The sequence below is a fragment of the Zymomonas sp. genome (assembly GCF_020216885.1).
Lineage (GTDB): Bacteria > Pseudomonadota > Alphaproteobacteria > Sphingomonadales > Sphingomonadaceae > Zymomonas.
In genome coordinates this window covers 1-16,492 of the sequence record NZ_JAIWON010000064.1, presented here as the reverse complement: position 1 = coordinate 16,492, position 16,492 = coordinate 1, and the positions used below count along the sequence as shown (strand labels likewise).

Genomic DNA, 16,492 nt, shown 5'->3' with positions numbered 1-16,492 from the left:
TCTTATATAGGGTTTAATTCTTCAAAAAGATATTTTTCAAATCCTTTTTATCAGCTGTTTTATTTAAAAAAAGGCTATTCAATGAGCGTTCAAAAATGAATCTTGGCGCAACCGTTGACTTTTTCCATCATCTTCCCTATTCACGCCCATTAGATATGGCTGCCGTGTGTCGGTGGCCTTTTTTAACAATCAAGAAATACTGTTGAGGAATGAGCGATGAAGCGCACTTTTCAGCCGAGCAACCTCGTGCGCAAGCGCCGGCACGGTTTCCGTACCCGGTCTGCAACCCCGGGCGGTCGCAAGATTCTGGCAGCCCGTCGGGCTCGCAGCCGCAAGAAACTGTCCGCGTAGCAGTTCTTAAGCGCCGCGCTGATTTTCTTGCGGCTAACCGCGGTAAACGCGTGGCTATGCCGGCTTTTGTCTTGTTAGTTTATCATCGTCATGATGATAATCCGGATATGCGTATAGGCTATACGGTAACAAAGAAAACCGGCAATGCAGTCGTCCGCAACCGGATCAAGCGGCGTTTCAGGGCTTTAGTCCAATCACTGCTGCCTGCCAGCGGTGTAGAAGGCGCTGATCATATATTGATTGGTCGGCGAGCTGCCTTTCACGGCAATTTTGATGATCTTTATCGTCAATTGTCAAAAGCTTTGGCGCGTATGCGGCGATGATCGCCCATGCGCTTATTTTGTTGGCCCGCTTGTGGCAATGGGGTCCATCACGGCTTTTGCCGTCTTCCTGCCGCTATTATCCCAGTTGTTCAGCTTATGCCATTACAGCATGGCGCCGATATGGAGCAATAAAGGGAAGCTGGCTTACCATAAAACGTCTAGCCCGTTGCCACCCATGGGGCGGGTGTGGGCATGATCCAGTGCCTTGAAAGGGTGAAACAACGATATGGACGATAAGCACCAGCAGCGTAATCTGGTTATTGTTACCATTCTTTCTGCTCTTATTTTATTTGGCTGGAGCTTTGTAACCAAACACTGGTTATCAACGCCGCCTGCTCCAACACAGCAGGGTAAAAATCAGCCAAAAACTGAATTAACCGCAGAAGAATCCGGCGACAAACCTTTAAAGCCCGTCGATCAGGTTTTACAAGAAACCCCTCGCCTGCCGATTTTGACAGAAAGCGTTGAGGGTTCTGTTAATCTGAAAGGGTTACGCCTTGATGATCTGACTCTTATCCGTCATCGTGAAACCCTTGCTAAAAATTCTCCGGCCGTCAGATTATTTTCACCCGCAGGCACAGAAAATGCTTGGTTCACCTCATTTGGATGGACAGGTGAAAATATCGCTTTGCCGAATGCGGATAGCCTTTGGAAGGCGGATAGCGATAAGCTGACAGCTGACCATCCTGTCAATTTTTACTGGAATAACCAGCAAGGCCAGATTTTTAGAATAACCTTGTCTGTTGATCATGATTATATGTTCAATGCGACTGAAAGCGTTATCAATCGTGGCAATAGTCCGGTTATTGTCCAGCCCTATGTTTTGACTAACCATCAAGGTGTTTTCAAAACAGCCAGTTCATGGACGTTGCACACGGGGCCTATTGGCGTATTCAATGGTTCGGTCAATTATCATGTCGATTTTGCGGATATTGATAAAGCCACCAATAATAGCATTCGTAATAACACCCAAGGCGGTTGGGTCGGATTTTCCGATAAATATTGGCTGACGGCTCTTGCGCCCCATAATCAGAAAATCGCGATTGATACTGATTTCAGAAGCAGTTCCAATCACCATTATCAGGCTGATTTCACGGTGGCTCCGGTGGTGGTTGCCGCAGGAAAAACCGCCAGCACCAGTGTTGATGTTTTTGCCGGTGCCAAAGAAGTCCGCGTTCTTGATCGCTACCGCGATCAGTTACATCTGCCTCATTTTGATAAAGCGATTGATTGGGGCTGGTTCGCGATTATTGAAAAAGTCTTTTTCTATTATCTCGACTGGTTGTTCTTGCATGTCGGCAATTACGGCCTCGCCATCATTTTGATGGTGGTCACCATCCGTGCTTTGATCTTCCCGATTGCGAACAAGCAATATGCCTCGATGGCTTCAATGCGGCGGTTACAGCCTAAAATGCAGGCGGTTCGCGAACGCTATAAAAATGATGAAGCCAGAATGCGGCAAGAATTGGTAACGCTCTATCAAAAGGAAAAAGTGAATCCTTTTGCTGGATGCTTGCCAATGTTTATTCAGTTCCCGATCTTTATTGCGCTCTACAAGACATTGCTTGTGACGATCGAAAGCCGTCATCAGCCCTTTATCTTGTGGATCAAAGATTTATCGGCTCCAGATCCTTTAACGCCGTTTAATCTTTTCGGCTTGCTGCATTTTACCCCGCCGCATTTCCTGATGATCGGTGTTCTGCCTATCATTTTGGGTATCACCATGTGGTTGCAATTCCGTGCCAGCCCGCAACAGCTGGAACCGGCACAGCAACAGATCATGAGCTTTTTGCCTTTGATTTCGGTGATCTTCATGGCACCTTTGGCGGCCGGTTTGCAGGTCTATTATATCTTTAATAACCTTATTTCTCTGGCGCAGATGATGTGGTTACAGCATCGTCATTCAACACCGGAAGAACGCCAAGACAGAGCCGAGAAAAAACGCCTGTCCAAGAAGAAAGCTTGATATCCAAAATGAGTCCAGAAAACGATATTAGGCTGGAAGCGGGCAGGAAACTTTTTGCCGGAGCCGTGAATTTTTTAAAATCGGCTCCAGCACTTGAATTTTTGCCAGCGCCGACGGCACCAGAAGTGGCTTTTGCTGGCCGTTCAAATGTTGGTAAGTCTTCCCTTATCAACGCTTTGACCAATCGGAATAGTCTGGCACGCGCCTCGACAACACCCGGTAGAACCCAAGAATTAAACTTCTTTGATGTCGGCGAGCCTTTACAAATGCGGCTTGTCGATATGCCCGGTTATGGTTTTGCCAAAGCCCCAAAGGATGTTGTCAAACGCTGGAAATGGCTGATTAACGATTATCTGCGGGGTCGGGCTGTTCTTAGACGTAGTTTGATTTTGATAGATAGCCGTCACGGCATCAAAGATGTTGATCGTGACCTGATGAAAATGCTGGATGATGCCGCTATTTCTTATCGGGTTGTCTTAACAAAATCAGACAAAATTAAAGCCGTCGAACTGGAAAAAACGGTTAAAGCCATTACCGAAGAAATGCGGAAACATCCGGCGGCTTTTCCTGAAATTATTGCGACCTCAAGCGAAAAAGGCACGGGCATAGCAGAATTACGCGCCGCTGTTTATGATGCAATTCTCTAAACCCGCTTCATAGCTTTTATGGCGATATTGGCTTCAGCCTGTCCGTGGATAGACTGAAGCCTTTTTTTATACCCTACCGGAAAATTTCTTTTCTTTCCCTGCCGCCCAAAGCAAAAAAGCCCCAAGGAAAACGGCTACGAGTTCGATCGTTATATTGGGCAGTGAAAGAAGGGCTTTATGACCATAAAGGCTGGCCATAACAGGAATGGAAAGCGTGATAAGCGCAGAAAGTGAAAGTAGAATAGAATTTCGATATCGCGTTTTTAGGCAAAAAGCTAAAATAACGAAAAGGACAAAAACCCCATAATAAACAGAGGTGATATCCTTATAATCACCGCCATGAGGTAACCCAAAAGCAGCACAGAAAATAGCTGAAATACCTGATATACAGCCATTAACGCAGCCTGCCGTCAAACAATCCAAAAATTGCGTGGCTGAAGAGGCCTCACCGCTTTTTATCTCGCGCCTTCTGCGGGCATTGATCCAGAGTTGATTGCCGGTATAGAAAAGAAAAGCACCGCCTAAGCCTAACAAAACATAGCCCCAGCGGACAAAATTTCCACCAAAATTACCGAAATGTAAGGCAAAAAAAGTGGTCAAAATGGCAAAGCCAGTTGATTGATGCCCCGGAAGGTAGTCAGAGGACAAAATCTTGCCGCTATAAGGATCAATTTCGGCAAAGCCACGTGAAGCACCCCGCATTCCATAACGTGAGTCATGGCCTGCCACCCGTAAGACAAGCTGACCTTCCTTGTTTTGAGAATAATTCAGCATTTCCGGCACAAATCCGGCAGCCTGCAATTCTAGTGAATTGACGATTTTTTCGGGTTCCAAAGGCAAAGCAAAGGATGGTTTTATTTTTGTCTGATCGGCTTTTTGCGAGAGCCTACCCTGTGCTGAAGAGGATCTAATTTTTTCAGAGAGCGCCAGAGGCGGATTACTTTTTGCGAATAAAGCATGTTGGACATCAAAGACAGGATCATGAAAAGCAAAAACAACGGCCGTTAACGCCATCACCAGATGGAAGGGTAAGGAAAAAATACCCAAAAGATTATGGAGGTCGAGCCATCTTCTTCTAAGACTGGTCGTCAATCGCACGGCAAAAAGATTTTCAGCTATTTTGGGCAGAAAAAGAATAATCCCCGAGATCAGTGCAACGCCGTATAAAAGTCCGACAACCCCTGTCACTAATAAAGAGGTTTCATGCGGGAAAGGTAAGCCAACCTGCTGATGCAGCAGATTGATAAAATGAGCAGTGGCCGAAATTTGCGGTTTGGCAGTAACGAGCGCGCCTTTTTCATCTAAAGCCGCTAGGGTCACTTGGCCAACATGACCATGAGAAAATGGTAGAAACCAAGAGAGACGTTCAGGATGGGCAGCATTGGGCGCTAAATAAACAGTATAGCTTTTCCGAGCTTCGGGATGGGCGGCAAAAGTTTTTTCCAACAATTCAGGGGTCGCATGTAACGAAACCGCAGGGGGTAACGAGGCCGTTTGAGACACCCAATCTTGTATGGGCTGTTCAAACATGGTGATGGCACCCGCGTAGAAGGCTACAAATAAAAATAGACCGGCAACAATACCGACCCAGCTATGTAATTCTCGATAACTGCGTAGAATCATATTCGGGATTTTCATAAACAGAACCCCCGCAAAAGAAAAAATAACGCCCATGCAAACAGGCTTAATCCACCTAAAATGCCCCATGCTTGACGGGATGAACGAAAAAATCCAGAAAATCCGAGAAGCGTTATCCAAAGCGGCGAGAGCATCCACATCATCAATTGTGAAGAAATTGCCCTTGGATTCCCATCGTTATGACACCCCAAACCGACGAGCCCCATAACGCCCAGTAGAAGCGGTATCCCCAAGAAAAAAGCAGCCAGAAATTTGAAGAACCAGTCTTTATTTTGTCGCTCTGCGCCTTGCTTCATGGTTTGCACCTATTTTTTGGGAAAAGCGCGATCAGCAAGGGCAAGAAAGACCATTCGATCATCAATAATAAAACCAATGTCAGTAAGGCTGATGTCAGGCTTTTTTCTTCCCAAAGCATTAGAAAGGCCATAAATTCCAGCGAACAGGCCACCAGCATAAAAGGCTGTTTATCCAAGGCTTTAGGTAAAAGCTGTTGATTACGGGAAAGCAGATAAAACATCACTGCCCCCGAAGCAGACAAAATAATCGCAAAAAAAAGAAACATTAGGCCGCACCTCCCCAACTATAACCGAGCCGCAAGGTCAAGCTACGCCCTTGACCATAATAGCAGGCAGAAGTCGCCGTACAGGTCGCCACATAGCGTTTATTAGCAATGTTACGCATATTTAAAGAAAGAGATAAACCCTTGTAGCGTGGGAAACGGTTGGCGAAATCGTAACGCAAGAAGGAATCAAATAAGGTATAGCCCGGAATTGAAAGCGTATTATTGGTATCGCCATAACTGTGTCCGGTATAGCGAACGCCGCCCCCAATACCTAAACCAGTAAAGAAACCATGCCGGATACGTTGGTCAATAAAGAGCGAGGCCATCCATTTTGGTGCCTGTGGTAAATAATTGCCGATTTGGGAAGCCGTATTGGATTGCGTTACCTTGGCATCGCTTCGTGTTCCGGTGAAGATAATCGCCATATTCCAAGGCAGAGTTGCGCGGCCTTCTAATTCAAGACCACGCACGCGCCCTTCTCCGGTCTGCACCAGACAGGTCGAGGTTCCGCATAAGGCACCATTGGGATCAGGCGTAGTCATATTCCGTTGGGTGATCTGATACGCCCCAAAGGTGATATAAATGCTTTTACCATATTGGTAACGGATACCAGCTTCATATTGGTCGCCCGTTGTTGGTTTGAAAGGAGTCCCATCTAAAGAAGTCGATGGATCAGAAACCTGTGGCTGGAAGGACTTAGCGTAGCTGAAATAAGGGGCAAGTCCATTATCGAAGAGATAAACAGCACCCGCACGCCAAGTGAAGGCGTTTGAATGAGTAAGATAACGTTTGCCAGTCAGGCGGTTTAACGTATCGTCTTTCGCCCAATCCTGTCGCCCGCCAACTGTAACGCGCAGACGTTTGAATTTGATCTGGTCTTGAAAATAAATGCCATTTTGTTGGCTGATAGTTGAAGTATAGACCTGTGGAGAGAGGGCAGCGCCATAGCCTGCTGAGCCACGGGAAACCGGATCAAAGATATTAAGCATCGGCAGGACAAGAGAGGATTTGACCAAATCCCGATCATGAGTCCAATCGGTATAGAAATAATCGGTACCAAAAAGCATGACATGCCGGACGGCACCGGTATCAACATGACCTTCTAACTGGGTATCTGTCGCGACACCTTGTGACCGCCCTCGCCCTTCGACAGCGCGACGATTGACAGTTTCTCCAGCGACACAACCGGCGATTGCAGCACTACAGCTTTTCAAGGTATCACCGGAAAGAACGGTCGCCCGATAAAGGGTATTCAAATAGGTATATCGGGTATTGTTGCGAAGTGTCAGGAAGTGATTGAATTGATGTTCAAAAAAGGAACCTGCCATCACCTGATTACGATTGAAGTTATCCCATTTGGGTTCACCAATATTCGCATCATTAGCAATATGGCGGCCTTTTGACGCATAAAGCGTGCCTGTTGCAGGTAAAAACTGGAATGTCGAACCGCCTTGGTCGCGTTGATATTGGGCAAGAACTGTCCATTTGGTATCGGGAGAAATTTCCCATGTCAGACTGGGCGAAACATAATAGCGACCTGTTTGGACATGGTTAACTTGCGTATCCCCGTAACGGGCTAGACCAACGATCCGCCCAGATAGTGTGCCGTCTTTATTCAATTTTCCGGAAACATCGCCGGAAGCCTGCCCTTGCCAATTCCCAAGATGGGTATAACCAGCACCCTGAAGGAAAAATTCACCCTGACTTTTCTTTGTTGGCCTTTTGGTGACAAGATTGACAACACCACCCGGTGCCGTCTGACCGTAAAGCGCGCCGGAAGGCCCCTTTAAAACTTCGATCTGTTGCAGAGAAAAAGGATCAAAGGATGTTCTTGTCCATTGCCCCCCTGAAGGCAGACGCAAGCCATCAACAAAATTGTTATTGGAAGAAAAGCCACCTGCGCCGAAACCACGCACGGATACTTCATCAACACGGCTGTCAATGCCAGAAGGTTCAGCTTGAACACCAGCGGTATAAGCCAAAGCATCGGCGATTGTCGGAGAAGCGCGCAATTCTATTTCGGCGCGGCTGACAATAGAAATGGATTGGGGCGATTCAATAATCGGTGTATGGGTTTTGGTCGTCGAAGAGGCCTGTGACAATCCGGTAGCCGTGACCACAATAACGTCGGATTTATCCTTTTTTTTCGACGGTGCCGTTTTGATTTCTTCTTGTGCGTTATTATTAACCTCGGCGGAAGAAAGATTTTGCGCATCCGCCGGTGCTAGGAAACAGCCTGCCAAGGCCAAAACTGGCACCATCGTTTTTATCCTATTCGCCCCCCCCATCATCCTTTAAGCCCTCTTTCTCTCAATTTGATTTTTGGAATGTTCTCCGGTTATGCTTTATTGATATTGATTGTCAATTACACTGATCAAAATTGAGGGGGGCGAAATGTAAAAAAAAGAAAAATATCTTTTTGTAAATAAAAAACAGTTATTAAAAATATAATTTCAAAATAAAACACAATTAAATATTCAATTTCTCAAATGAAATTATTTAGTATCTTGCTTCATTATTGTTATTGATATGCAGTTTCACACTATAGTATATCTGCTTTTATTTTTCGGATGATTAAATGACCATAGCGCTTGATCCTGTTGACCTTGCCGCCCGACTGATTGCCTGTAAATCGGTAACGCCATCTGATGATGGTGCCATGAATATTATGGCAGATGCTTTAAAATCAGTTGGTTTTACTGTTCATCTATTGACCAAAGGACAGGCACCCGATGGCCCCATCACGAATCTGATTGCGCTTCGCGGCAAAGGCCATCCCCATCTCGCCTATGCCGGTCATAGTGATGTCGTGCCAGCGGGTCAGGGTTGGAGTTCAGATCCGTTCACTCCCGTGATTAAAGATGGCTATCTTGTCGGGCGTGGTGCCGTTGATATGAAAAGTTCAGTAGCGGCCTTCATCGCGGCAGCCTCTCGCTATACCGAGCATAAAGGCACACTTTCTTTGCTGATTACAGGGGATGAAGAAGGCCCTGCGACCTTTGGAACACCCGCTATCATCGAATGGTTGAACGAACAGTCTATCAAGCCGGATTACTGCCTTGTCGGTGAGCCAACATCGGTCGAGCGTTTGGGCGACACCGTTAAAAACGGGCGACGCGGCTCGGTTAATATGTGGATTGAAGTAGAAGGTATCCAAGGCCATGTTGCTTATCCTGACCGCGCCCGCAACCCGATTCCGGTTTTGGCCAGAATTATTTCTGACCTCGAAAGCTGGGTCTTGGATGAAGGCGATCAGTGGTTCCAGCCCTCTAATCTCGAAGTGACTTCGATTGAATGTGATAACAAAGCTACCAATGTTATTCCGGCTTTAGCCAAAGCGCAGCTCAATATTCGTTTTAATGCCCTGCATAAGGGCGCTGAATTAGTGGATAGCCTGAAAAAACGGGTAGCAGCGATTGACCCCAAAGCCAAAGTGAAAGCGGCGATTTCTGGGGAAGCCTTTGTCACGGAAGAAGGGGTTCTGACAGATAAAATATCGGCGGCTATTGCCCAAAATACAGGTATTACGCCCAGCCTTTCGACCAGCGGTGGCACATCGGATGCCCGTTTCCTGACTAAATTATGTCCAGTAGTTGAATTTGGTCTGGTCAATGCCACGATGCATAAAGTCGATGAAAAAGCCTCGGTCGAGGATATCCGGCAGTTAAGCCGGATTGATGAAGATATTATCAAATCTTTCTTGGGATAAAGGAGCCTGTTAATCCGGAATTATTCTATATAATTCCGGATTACGGCGAATGTTTTTATTCGCTATCCGCTATAAGGGCGATATTCATCCGGCTATAAGCCGATATTCTTTCAACAGAACTGCCTCGTTCCGCAATTTTCAGTCGGAAGCCGTCTTCTAGTAAGCTGTTTAAATAAAGACGATTAAAGATAAATGACCATATAAGGGTAGAAAGACCTAAGGTTGGAAACATAGTTAAAAACATTAAAAGGGCGTATTTCCAACTGCCTCTAAAAATAGCTGGCCACAGACCAAAAAAGAAAGTTTTCCATGAAAATCCAATGGGTGCTTTCCGTATTTTCATTATAAGGCTGGATGAATATTAGGCGATCAAAAGCCATCTATGCCCCTTGTTTAGCAGATATTAAAGAAAATCTCTGATAATCAGTTTTATTTATTTTGGAATTAATATTTTGTTTCGTCGCGGCGACGACGGAGGATGACATAGAGCGCCCCTGCCCCACCATGACGGGGATGGGCATTTCTGACGGCGGCGATATGGCTGGAATAGGGCGAAAAATTAAGCCAATCACCGATAGCGCCGCGAATAAGACCACGCGTAATAATACCATGTTCATTACGCCGTGGCGGACGACCTGTAATAATCAGTAAAACACGGATACCTTGCCGGATGGCTTGGGAAAGCGCTGATTCCAAAACGCGATAGGCACTGGTCATAGTATAGCCGTGCAAGTCGATACTCCGTTCAGGCTCGACGCTGCCTTTGCTTAATTTGCGATCCCATGAGCCATCAAGCGTATCCGAAGATTTTTTTGGAGAAGGGCTAATGGGTGCGGGAGGAATCTTTCTGTGGCGATTTTCTATTTCTTTTCGGAGTTTTGAAAGCGGCGGAGCTTTGGCGGTGGGTGTAATATTTTTATTGAGCAAGTCAGCCAAGGATTGATAGCGTTCCGGCTCTAAAGGCGTAACAGTGACAGCAACTTTCTGCCATAAAGCCAGCTCTTCGGAAGAAAGATATTTGGGTGCAGGTTTTCTTCCGGCAAAAGAAGTCGTTTTCTCTTGCCGATTAGGCGGGTTTGTTACCCTCTCCGCTTGCTGCGGATATTTTTGTCTCCCGTTGCGCTTTGCCATTTTTTCCAGAACCGAGACCCGCGGCTACTCCTTTCGGTAACAAAAGCCATGCAGAACCATGGCTGGCGAGACCACCAGCGATATGTTCGGCTTTGTCGCCATATCCCCAATAGCTATCGAAACGATTAGCCCCTTTTATTGCGCCACCTTTGTCTTGCGCAATCCAGAGACCATTCGCAAATGCTGCATTACCACCATGCTTTGAATCAAGCATTAAAAAAACAGGAGCCCCTAATGGCGTATAAGATGGGTCAACTGCAAGGGATATCTGGGACGTAACCGGCACAGAAAGCGCACCCAAAGGCCCCGTTTCTTTCAATTCACGAAAAAAAACATAGCTTTTATTGCTTTCCATGATCGACGGCGCTTGGTCAGGATGGTTATGGAGCCATTCGACAATGCCCGCCATCGTGGCATGGCCTTTCTCAATAACGCCTTTATCGACCAATAAACGCCCGATAGCGGTATATTCGCGGCCATTTTGATTAGCGTAACCGATGCGAATAACGCGCCCGTCTTCAAGATTGAGCCGACCGGAGCCTTGAATTTGCAGGAAGAACAAAGCCACCGGATCAACTGCCCAAGCAATTTCAAGATGGCGGTTATCCAAGGCACCTTTGTTGATTTCTGCCCGTGTATAATAAGGCACCAAATGGCCTTTTTTAACGCGGCCTTTGAAGTGTTTACCTTTCATGTCAGGGAAGAAATCTTCAAGATTGGTTTCCACCAAATCGGAAGGCACTTTATAAATGGGCGCGTAACCGTTTTTCGATTGGCTGGAAGCGGCTATTTCCGGTTCATAATAGCCTGTTACAAAGGCATCCCCGCCCCCGACAGAAACCGGATCGAAATAGCGATCAAAGAAAGCCGTAGCATTGGTCGATGACGTGCTATTTAAATTTTTGGCCGCCTGACAAGCTGGAAGCCAATCATTAGCCGCAGTCAATCCGCTTTTATCAGGATGGGATGTCAGGAATGGACAGGATAATCGAAAGGCATCCAAGGCTTTTTTGGCGTTCTCTTCCGTCAATCCCAAGCGAGAAACCGGAATAGATTGAGGTCGGACATCCAAAGCGCTCGCCTTTTTAGGGACAGAGGCCTGTTTTTTGGGTGCAGCTGGGGCTTTGGTTTTTTCAGGCAGAGAATGAGAGGCCGTCGGTCGAGATGTCTGACAAGCAGATAGGGTCAAAATACCCAGACTTAAAAAGACGATAATCTGAATATGCCGCGCATAAGCGATACTATTTTTGGCTAAATCAATACGCATAATATTCAATCTGGTTGCTCTTGATGTTTTTTAGCCAAAAGATATTTGGAAAAATTAGTATCACGATCCCTGATATTTTTTGCACGCCATGCTTTGTCTTCATAATAGAGCGCTTCATTATTCATCGTTGTTTGAGATGAATCGAATGCATCACTATTTGATGGTGAGTGATCATACTCATAAGGCATATTCGGAATGTGATAGCTATTTTGTGATTGATCAAAGCCAGTAGAAGCTGGCCGCTGACCATCTGGCCAGCCGCTACATCCTGTCAAAGCCGTTACAGCAATGAACAGAATAAAAGATTTTTTCATTGCTACTCTTCATTCAAATAGAAACACCCTTGCCGCACAAGTCAGGAGGCGGCCAAGGTTTCTACCAACAACCAGTTGGTTTTGGGTTCCTGTTTGATATTACGGCTGAATGTCCAGACATCATGGGTCGGCAGCGCATCAGTGGATGAACCAGCAATCATGATCCCTTCGTGATTGCGAAGCATCGTCGAAATCCAAGCGTCATAGCTGACCGTGATAATGGCATTATCGCCTTCGATACCGGCTTTTTGAACCAAAGCCTTGTCAATATTGACGAGGCGATTTTCAAGACGGCTTCCTTCGGCTTCGCGTTTTTCGATCACTTGCTGAAAAGTCTCGAAAACGTCTTTGCTGACCATGTCAGCCAGTTTGCTCCGGTCATTTTGCCAGAAGGCTTCTAAAATCTTGCCATAGGCTGATTTTGCGCCTTCGATAAATCCGGTCAGATCAAAATGAGCGTCACGGCTGACAATACGCCGGATTCCATCCCATGCTTCGGGTTGAACAATCTCTTCCCGCTTTTTCTGTTCGGAAGCAGGCAGCAACAACGCCGTATTGGGTTGGGCAACGACAGTCGTTGAAGCCTCGGCAGGTTTGGTAAAACTCTGTTCGTGGCCGGTACGGCGCCCAAGGACATTGTAAAGCCATCCACAAAGCCCGGCAGCCACTACCACAAGAACAACAATCTCGACCACTATGCCTCCAAATGCAAAATACAGCAGAATTTCATTCCGGCTGAAATATTTAATCTTTTATATATAGGCAAGATGATGCCGCCTTTCAAACAGCATCTGCCCCTTCTTGACGAAAATAGCCCTATTTTTAACGCAACAGGCCGAAAAAAGACACAAAGAAGCGGTATTCTTTATGCAAAAAGAAGCAAAAAAGACTTCATTTGAAGGGTTTTCTTTGAAAAAGTCGATTATTGTCATCAATATTAAAGATTTCCGAGCGTAAAAGCCGGATAGGGAAAAGCGATATTCAAAAGAGAAAGCGCTGGATTATAGAGTAGAGTTTATCTTGTCCGAGTGACTATAATTTCATTTACCCTTGGGCGCTTTGTTCCTATCGAACAAAAATACCCCTCGATCATTTCTCTTTCATGATCGGGGGTTTTGCGCCATCATTCAAGATCAATCCAAACGCAGCGAGGATGCCATTATGTCAGGAAACAATTTTAATGCTTCAAATGCGGATACCGACCATTTGCCGCAGGTCAGTATTCTTGCCCAGTATATTAAAGATCTTTCTTTTGAAAATCCGAATGCTCCGGCTGTTTATCAGTGGCAGACCCAGCCTCATATCGAAGTGCAGTTCAATATCGGCACTCAGCCAATGGCGCAGGATGTCTATGAAGTGGCTTTGAAAGTCGATGTTTCTGCCAAGGCCGATGAAGGCGTCGTTTTCCATGTCGAGCTGGTTTACAGTGGTTTATTTGCCATCAAAAATGTTCCGGCAGACCAAATCCAGCCTTTCCTTTACATCGAAGCCCCACGCATCCTGTTTCCTTTCGTCCGGCGCATCCTTGCCGATTCTGTCCGTGATGGTAATTTCCCGCCTTTGATGTTGGAACCAATCGACTTTGCCGCGCTTTATATGCAGCAAACCGAACAGCAAGATATGCTGTCCAATGCCGAGCCAGCCGGTCAGGCTTAATCATGTATTCTATTTTATAAGGGTCACCATGATGTGAGAAAGCCGCTTTTGAGCGGCTTTCTTTACTCTTATCCAGATGACAATATGACACATAAAACTCAGCCTGCCTCCGGACGATTTCATCTTTTCAAAGCAACCGCAACTATCGGGGGATTAACCCTTATAAGCCGGATACTCGGATTTATTCGGGATACCCTTGGCGCGCAATATCTTGGGGCTGGGTCGGCGAATGATGCCTTTTTGATCGCATGGCGATTACCCAATCTTTTCAGAGCTTTATTCGCAGAAGGTGCTTTTGCTTCTGCCTTTGTTCCGATGTTTAACCGCACGATTTCCGAGGCTGAAAAGAAAGGGCAAAACGGCTTTGCCGCCGGATTACGATTTGCCAGTGATGTGTTATCTGTTTTGTTACCCTTGCTGATTATTTTTGAAATAGGGATGATCGCTGCCGCTGCCCCTATTGTGCGCATCATGACGGGTGGGTTCCCGATGGGAAGCGCAGGCGAATTTCAGTTGGCTGTTTTTTTAACGCGGCTAACCATGCCCTATCTAGCACTTATTTCGATTGTAACCCTTTTGGGTGGGATTCTGAATTCCCTTCATCGTTTTTGGGTGAATGCTGCCGCCCCTATTTTGTTGAATGTTGGGTTGATTATCGGGCTGGTCTTTTTTCGCAGCCATAATCCAGCGATGACCGCCGAGACCCAAGCGATTGCGGTCAGCCTGTCAGGCGTTTTGCAATTGGGCTGGCTGATATGGGCTTGCCGATCGGCGAATGTCCGCCTTTATCCCCATTGGCCGAAATTAACACCTGCGGTTAAAAAGATGCTTTCGATCACTTGGCCTGCTGCCTTGGGCGCGGGTGCCGTGCAATTCAATCTATTGATTTCGACCGCTTTGGCTGCCCGTTTTTTACCTGAAGGCGCCGTTTCTTATCTATATTATGCCGATCGCCTTAATCAGCTTCCCCTAGGATTGGTGGGGATCGGTATTGGCACCGCTATTTTACCAAGTTTGTCACGACAATTGGCAGAAGATCAGACGGAAGCCGCTATTCATACCCAGAATAGAGCAATTGAATTAGCTTTATTTTTGACGGTGCCTGCGGCTTTCGGTTTAGTCATTGCTTCGATGCCACTGATTTCAGCCTTGTTGCAACATGGGGCATTTTCCGCAAGCGATAGCATCTATTCGGCACAAGCCTTGACCGCTTTTTCGCTGGGTTTGCCCGCCTATGTTTTGATTAAAATCCTGACTCCCGGATTTCATGCCCGCACCGACACCCGCACCCCTGTCCGTGTTGCGATTATCGCCATGCTTCTTAATCTGATATTGAATTTATTATTCATTAAGCCTTTTGGTCATGTTGGTCTGGCGTTATCAACAGCGATTGCAGCTTGGGCAAATGTCATCATGCTTTACGGATTATTACGGCATAGAAATCATTTTGCCTGTGATCGTCAGCTTTTTACCCGCACGATCAAAATCATTATTGCCAGCCTTGTTATGGCCGCTGGATTATGGCCTTGCCTTCCTTGGCTTAATCATATGGCAACGGGCAGCGTTATCTATCGTATTGCCACCCTTTCCCTATTATTGCTGTTTGGTTCTGTTTTATATTTCGGAACAGCCGCTTTGATTGGCACATTCCCTTTAAAAGAAATAAAATTTTACTTACAGCGTCGCTATAAACGATAATTTTAGCAGGTATCAAAAATATGACGAGCAAGAATAAACGTATCGTTTCAGGTATCCAGCCAACCGGAAATCTGCATCTCGGTAATTATCTGGGCGCTATCCGTAATTGGGTTGTCATGCAAAACGAGATGAAAGACGGCGATAGCTGTGTCTTTTTTCTGGCGGATCTCCATGCCATCACCATGCCGCAAGCACCGGATGAATTAGCCGAAAATATCCGCAATATGGCAGCGACTTTGCTGGCTTCGGGGATTGATCCCGAAAAGGCAATTTTCTTTGCTCAATCCGATGTCGCCGCCCATTCCGAAATGGCATGGTTATTGAATTGTGTTGCCCGCATTGGCTGGTTGAACCGGATGACGCAATTCAAGGAAAAATCCGGTAAAAATCGTGAGGGGGCATCTGTCGGCCTTTATACCTATCCGGTCTTACAGGCAGCCGATGTCATGCTGTATCAGGCCACCCATGTTCCGGTTGGCGAAGATCAGAAACAGCATTTGGAATTGGCGCGGGATATCGCGACAAAATTCAACAATGATATATTAGAAAGACGTTTAAATCTGCTCACGAAAGGTGGAAAGTATACTGAAAAAGAAGCCAAAAATTATATTAATGGCCTGATCGACGAATATTTACATGATAAAAACGGAAATAGTGGGCAAAAATTTATGCCTGTCTTTACCTTGCCGGAACCGATCATTCAAAAAACCGCTGCCCGCGTAATGTCTTTGAGAAATGGTAGCTCGAAAATGTCAAAATCCGATCCGTCCGATTTAAGCCGGATCAATTTGACAGACAGCAATGACGATATCGCCCAGAAAATTCGTAAGGCCAAAACCGATCCCGATCCGATCCCCGAAAATGAAGAAGGTTTAGCCGATCGTCCCGAAGCCAAAAATTTATTGGGCATTTACAGTGCGTTAAAAGGCGAATCCCTTGGCGATGTATTGCAGCAATTTTCTGGTCAGGGCTTTGGTCAGTTCAAACCCGCTTTGGCTGATCTGGTTGTAGAATCCATTGCGCCCATCCGCGACAAATTAGCAGGCTTCAAAAATGACCCTGCCGAGATTGACCGTATTTTATCACAAGGAGCCGAAAAGGCCGCAGTGATTGCCGAAAAAACCTTAAATAAGGCCTATCGCAGCATGGGTTTAAGACGGCGGTCTTAAAAGACATTCATCTTGGGTTCACTCTCGATAGACAAATTTTATTATAACATATTTTGTTATA

The 16,492-nt window shown here is 46.1% G+C and carries 17 protein-coding genes and 1 pseudogene; 9 read left to right on the top strand and 9 right to left on the bottom strand.

The features are described 5' to 3' along the window. The first annotated feature begins 216 nt into the window (after positions 1-216). The 5 genes and pseudogenes from rpmH (at position 217) to yihA (ending at position 3,287) form a co-directional block, all read left to right on the top strand. Positions 217-351 carry a 50S ribosomal protein L34 gene (gene rpmH, locus LDL18_RS03395; protein ID WP_080502949.1) on the top strand — a complete coding sequence of 45 codons (135 nt, stop codon included), beginning with the start codon at positions 217-219 and terminating at the stop codon, positions 349-351. An 11-nt stretch (positions 352-362) separates the two neighbouring features. Then, positions 363-674 (top strand): annotated as a pseudogene (gene rnpA / locus LDL18_RS03390) (ribonuclease P protein component); the annotation flags it as partial. Beyond that, complete coding sequence (gene yidD / locus LDL18_RS03385; RefSeq protein WP_014849308.1) at positions 671-883, top strand: membrane protein insertion efficiency factor YidD; 213 nt, start codon at positions 671-673, stop codon at positions 881-883. The pseudogene rnpA and the gene yidD, both read left to right, overlap by 4 nt. Positions 884-900: 17 nt before the next feature. Then, positions 901-2,640: a membrane protein insertase YidC gene (gene yidC / locus LDL18_RS03380; protein WP_296506996.1), complete on the top strand. Its 1,740-nt coding sequence runs from the start codon at positions 901-903 to the stop codon at positions 2,638-2,640. Positions 2,641-2,648: 8 nt separating this feature from the next. Then, positions 2,649-3,287 (top strand): ribosome biogenesis GTP-binding protein YihA/YsxC, encoded by a 639-nt coding sequence (gene yihA, locus LDL18_RS03375; RefSeq protein ID WP_296506995.1) that lies wholly within the window; start codon positions 2,649-2,651, stop codon positions 3,285-3,287. A gap of 66 nt (positions 3,288-3,353) precedes the next feature. Here yihA and LDL18_RS03370 read toward each other — a convergent pair whose 3' ends face one another. From LDL18_RS03370 to LDL18_RS03355, 4 genes are read right to left on the bottom strand one after another with little or no spacing between them, the layout of a single operon-like run. Further along, positions 3,354-4,925, bottom strand: a complete 1,572-nt coding sequence (locus LDL18_RS03370) for a PepSY-associated TM helix domain-containing protein (RefSeq protein ID WP_296506994.1) — start codon at positions 4,923-4,925, stop codon at positions 3,354-3,356. After that, positions 4,922-5,221 (bottom strand): hypothetical protein, encoded by a 300-nt coding sequence (locus tag LDL18_RS03365; protein WP_296506993.1) that lies wholly within the window; start codon positions 5,219-5,221, stop codon positions 4,922-4,924. Before LDL18_RS03365 ends, LDL18_RS03370 begins: the two co-directional genes overlap by 4 nt. Then, the gene (locus LDL18_RS03360; protein WP_011241380.1) at positions 5,218-5,487 is read right to left on the bottom strand and encodes a hypothetical protein; all 270 of its coding nucleotides are present in this window, start codon (positions 5,485-5,487) and stop codon (positions 5,218-5,220) included. The genes LDL18_RS03365 and LDL18_RS03360 overlap by 4 nt, the downstream gene beginning before the upstream one ends. Then, complete coding sequence (locus tag LDL18_RS03355; RefSeq protein ID WP_296506992.1) at positions 5,487-7,748, bottom strand: TonB-dependent siderophore receptor; 2,262 nt, start codon at positions 7,746-7,748, stop codon at positions 5,487-5,489. The genes LDL18_RS03360 and LDL18_RS03355 overlap by 1 nt, the downstream gene beginning before the upstream one ends. Before the next feature lie 317 nt (positions 7,749-8,065). Between LDL18_RS03355 and dapE the strand changes: the two genes are divergently transcribed. Further along, positions 8,066-9,196, top strand: a complete 1,131-nt coding sequence (gene dapE, locus LDL18_RS03350; RefSeq protein ID WP_296506991.1) for a succinyl-diaminopimelate desuccinylase — start codon at positions 8,066-8,068, stop codon at positions 9,194-9,196. A 55-nt stretch (positions 9,197-9,251) separates the two neighbouring features. On the opposite strand, the gene LDL18_RS03345 is transcribed toward dapE, so the two are convergent. The 5 genes from LDL18_RS03345 to LDL18_RS03325 all read right to left on the bottom strand — a co-directional run bounded on the left by LDL18_RS03345 (position 9,252) and on the right by LDL18_RS03325 (position 12,603). Next, positions 9,252-9,539 (bottom strand): hypothetical protein, encoded by a 288-nt coding sequence (locus LDL18_RS03345; protein WP_296506990.1) that lies wholly within the window; start codon positions 9,537-9,539, stop codon positions 9,252-9,254. Positions 9,540-9,640: 101 nt separating this feature from the next. Beyond that, entirely contained in the window at positions 9,641-10,327 is a 687-nt protein-coding gene (locus LDL18_RS03340; protein ID WP_296506989.1) for a Smr/MutS family protein, read from the bottom strand. Then, a complete protein-coding gene (locus LDL18_RS03335) occupies positions 10,263-11,594 on the bottom strand; it encodes a murein transglycosylase A (protein ID WP_296506988.1) in 1,332 nt (443 codons plus the stop codon). Before LDL18_RS03335 ends, LDL18_RS03340 begins: the two co-directional genes overlap by 65 nt. A gap of 5 nt (positions 11,595-11,599) precedes the next feature. Continuing rightward, positions 11,600-11,908, bottom strand: a complete 309-nt coding sequence (locus LDL18_RS03330) for a lipoprotein (RefSeq protein WP_296506987.1) — start codon at positions 11,906-11,908, stop codon at positions 11,600-11,602. A 41-nt stretch (positions 11,909-11,949) separates the two neighbouring features. Next, positions 11,950-12,603: a Tim44/TimA family putative adaptor protein gene (locus LDL18_RS03325; protein ID WP_296506986.1), complete on the bottom strand. Its 654-nt coding sequence runs from the start codon at positions 12,601-12,603 to the stop codon at positions 11,950-11,952. A gap of 466 nt (positions 12,604-13,069) precedes the next feature. Here LDL18_RS03325 and secB point away from each other — a divergent pair, with 466 nt between their 5' ends. The 3 genes from secB (at position 13,070) to trpS (ending at position 16,431) form a co-directional block, all read left to right on the top strand. After that, positions 13,070-13,564, top strand: coding sequence for a protein-export chaperone SecB (secB, locus tag LDL18_RS03320; protein WP_296506985.1), 495 nt, complete (start codon positions 13,070-13,072; stop codon positions 13,562-13,564). Positions 13,565-13,648: 84 nt separating this feature from the next. Next, positions 13,649-15,262: a murein biosynthesis integral membrane protein MurJ gene (murJ, locus tag LDL18_RS03315; RefSeq protein ID WP_296506984.1), complete on the top strand. Its 1,614-nt coding sequence runs from the start codon at positions 13,649-13,651 to the stop codon at positions 15,260-15,262. 20 nt (positions 15,263-15,282) lie between these two features. Then, positions 15,283-16,431 (top strand): tryptophan--tRNA ligase, encoded by a 1,149-nt coding sequence (trpS, locus tag LDL18_RS03310; RefSeq protein ID WP_296506983.1) that lies wholly within the window; start codon positions 15,283-15,285, stop codon positions 16,429-16,431. The last annotated feature ends 61 nt before the right edge of the window (positions 16,432-16,492 follow it).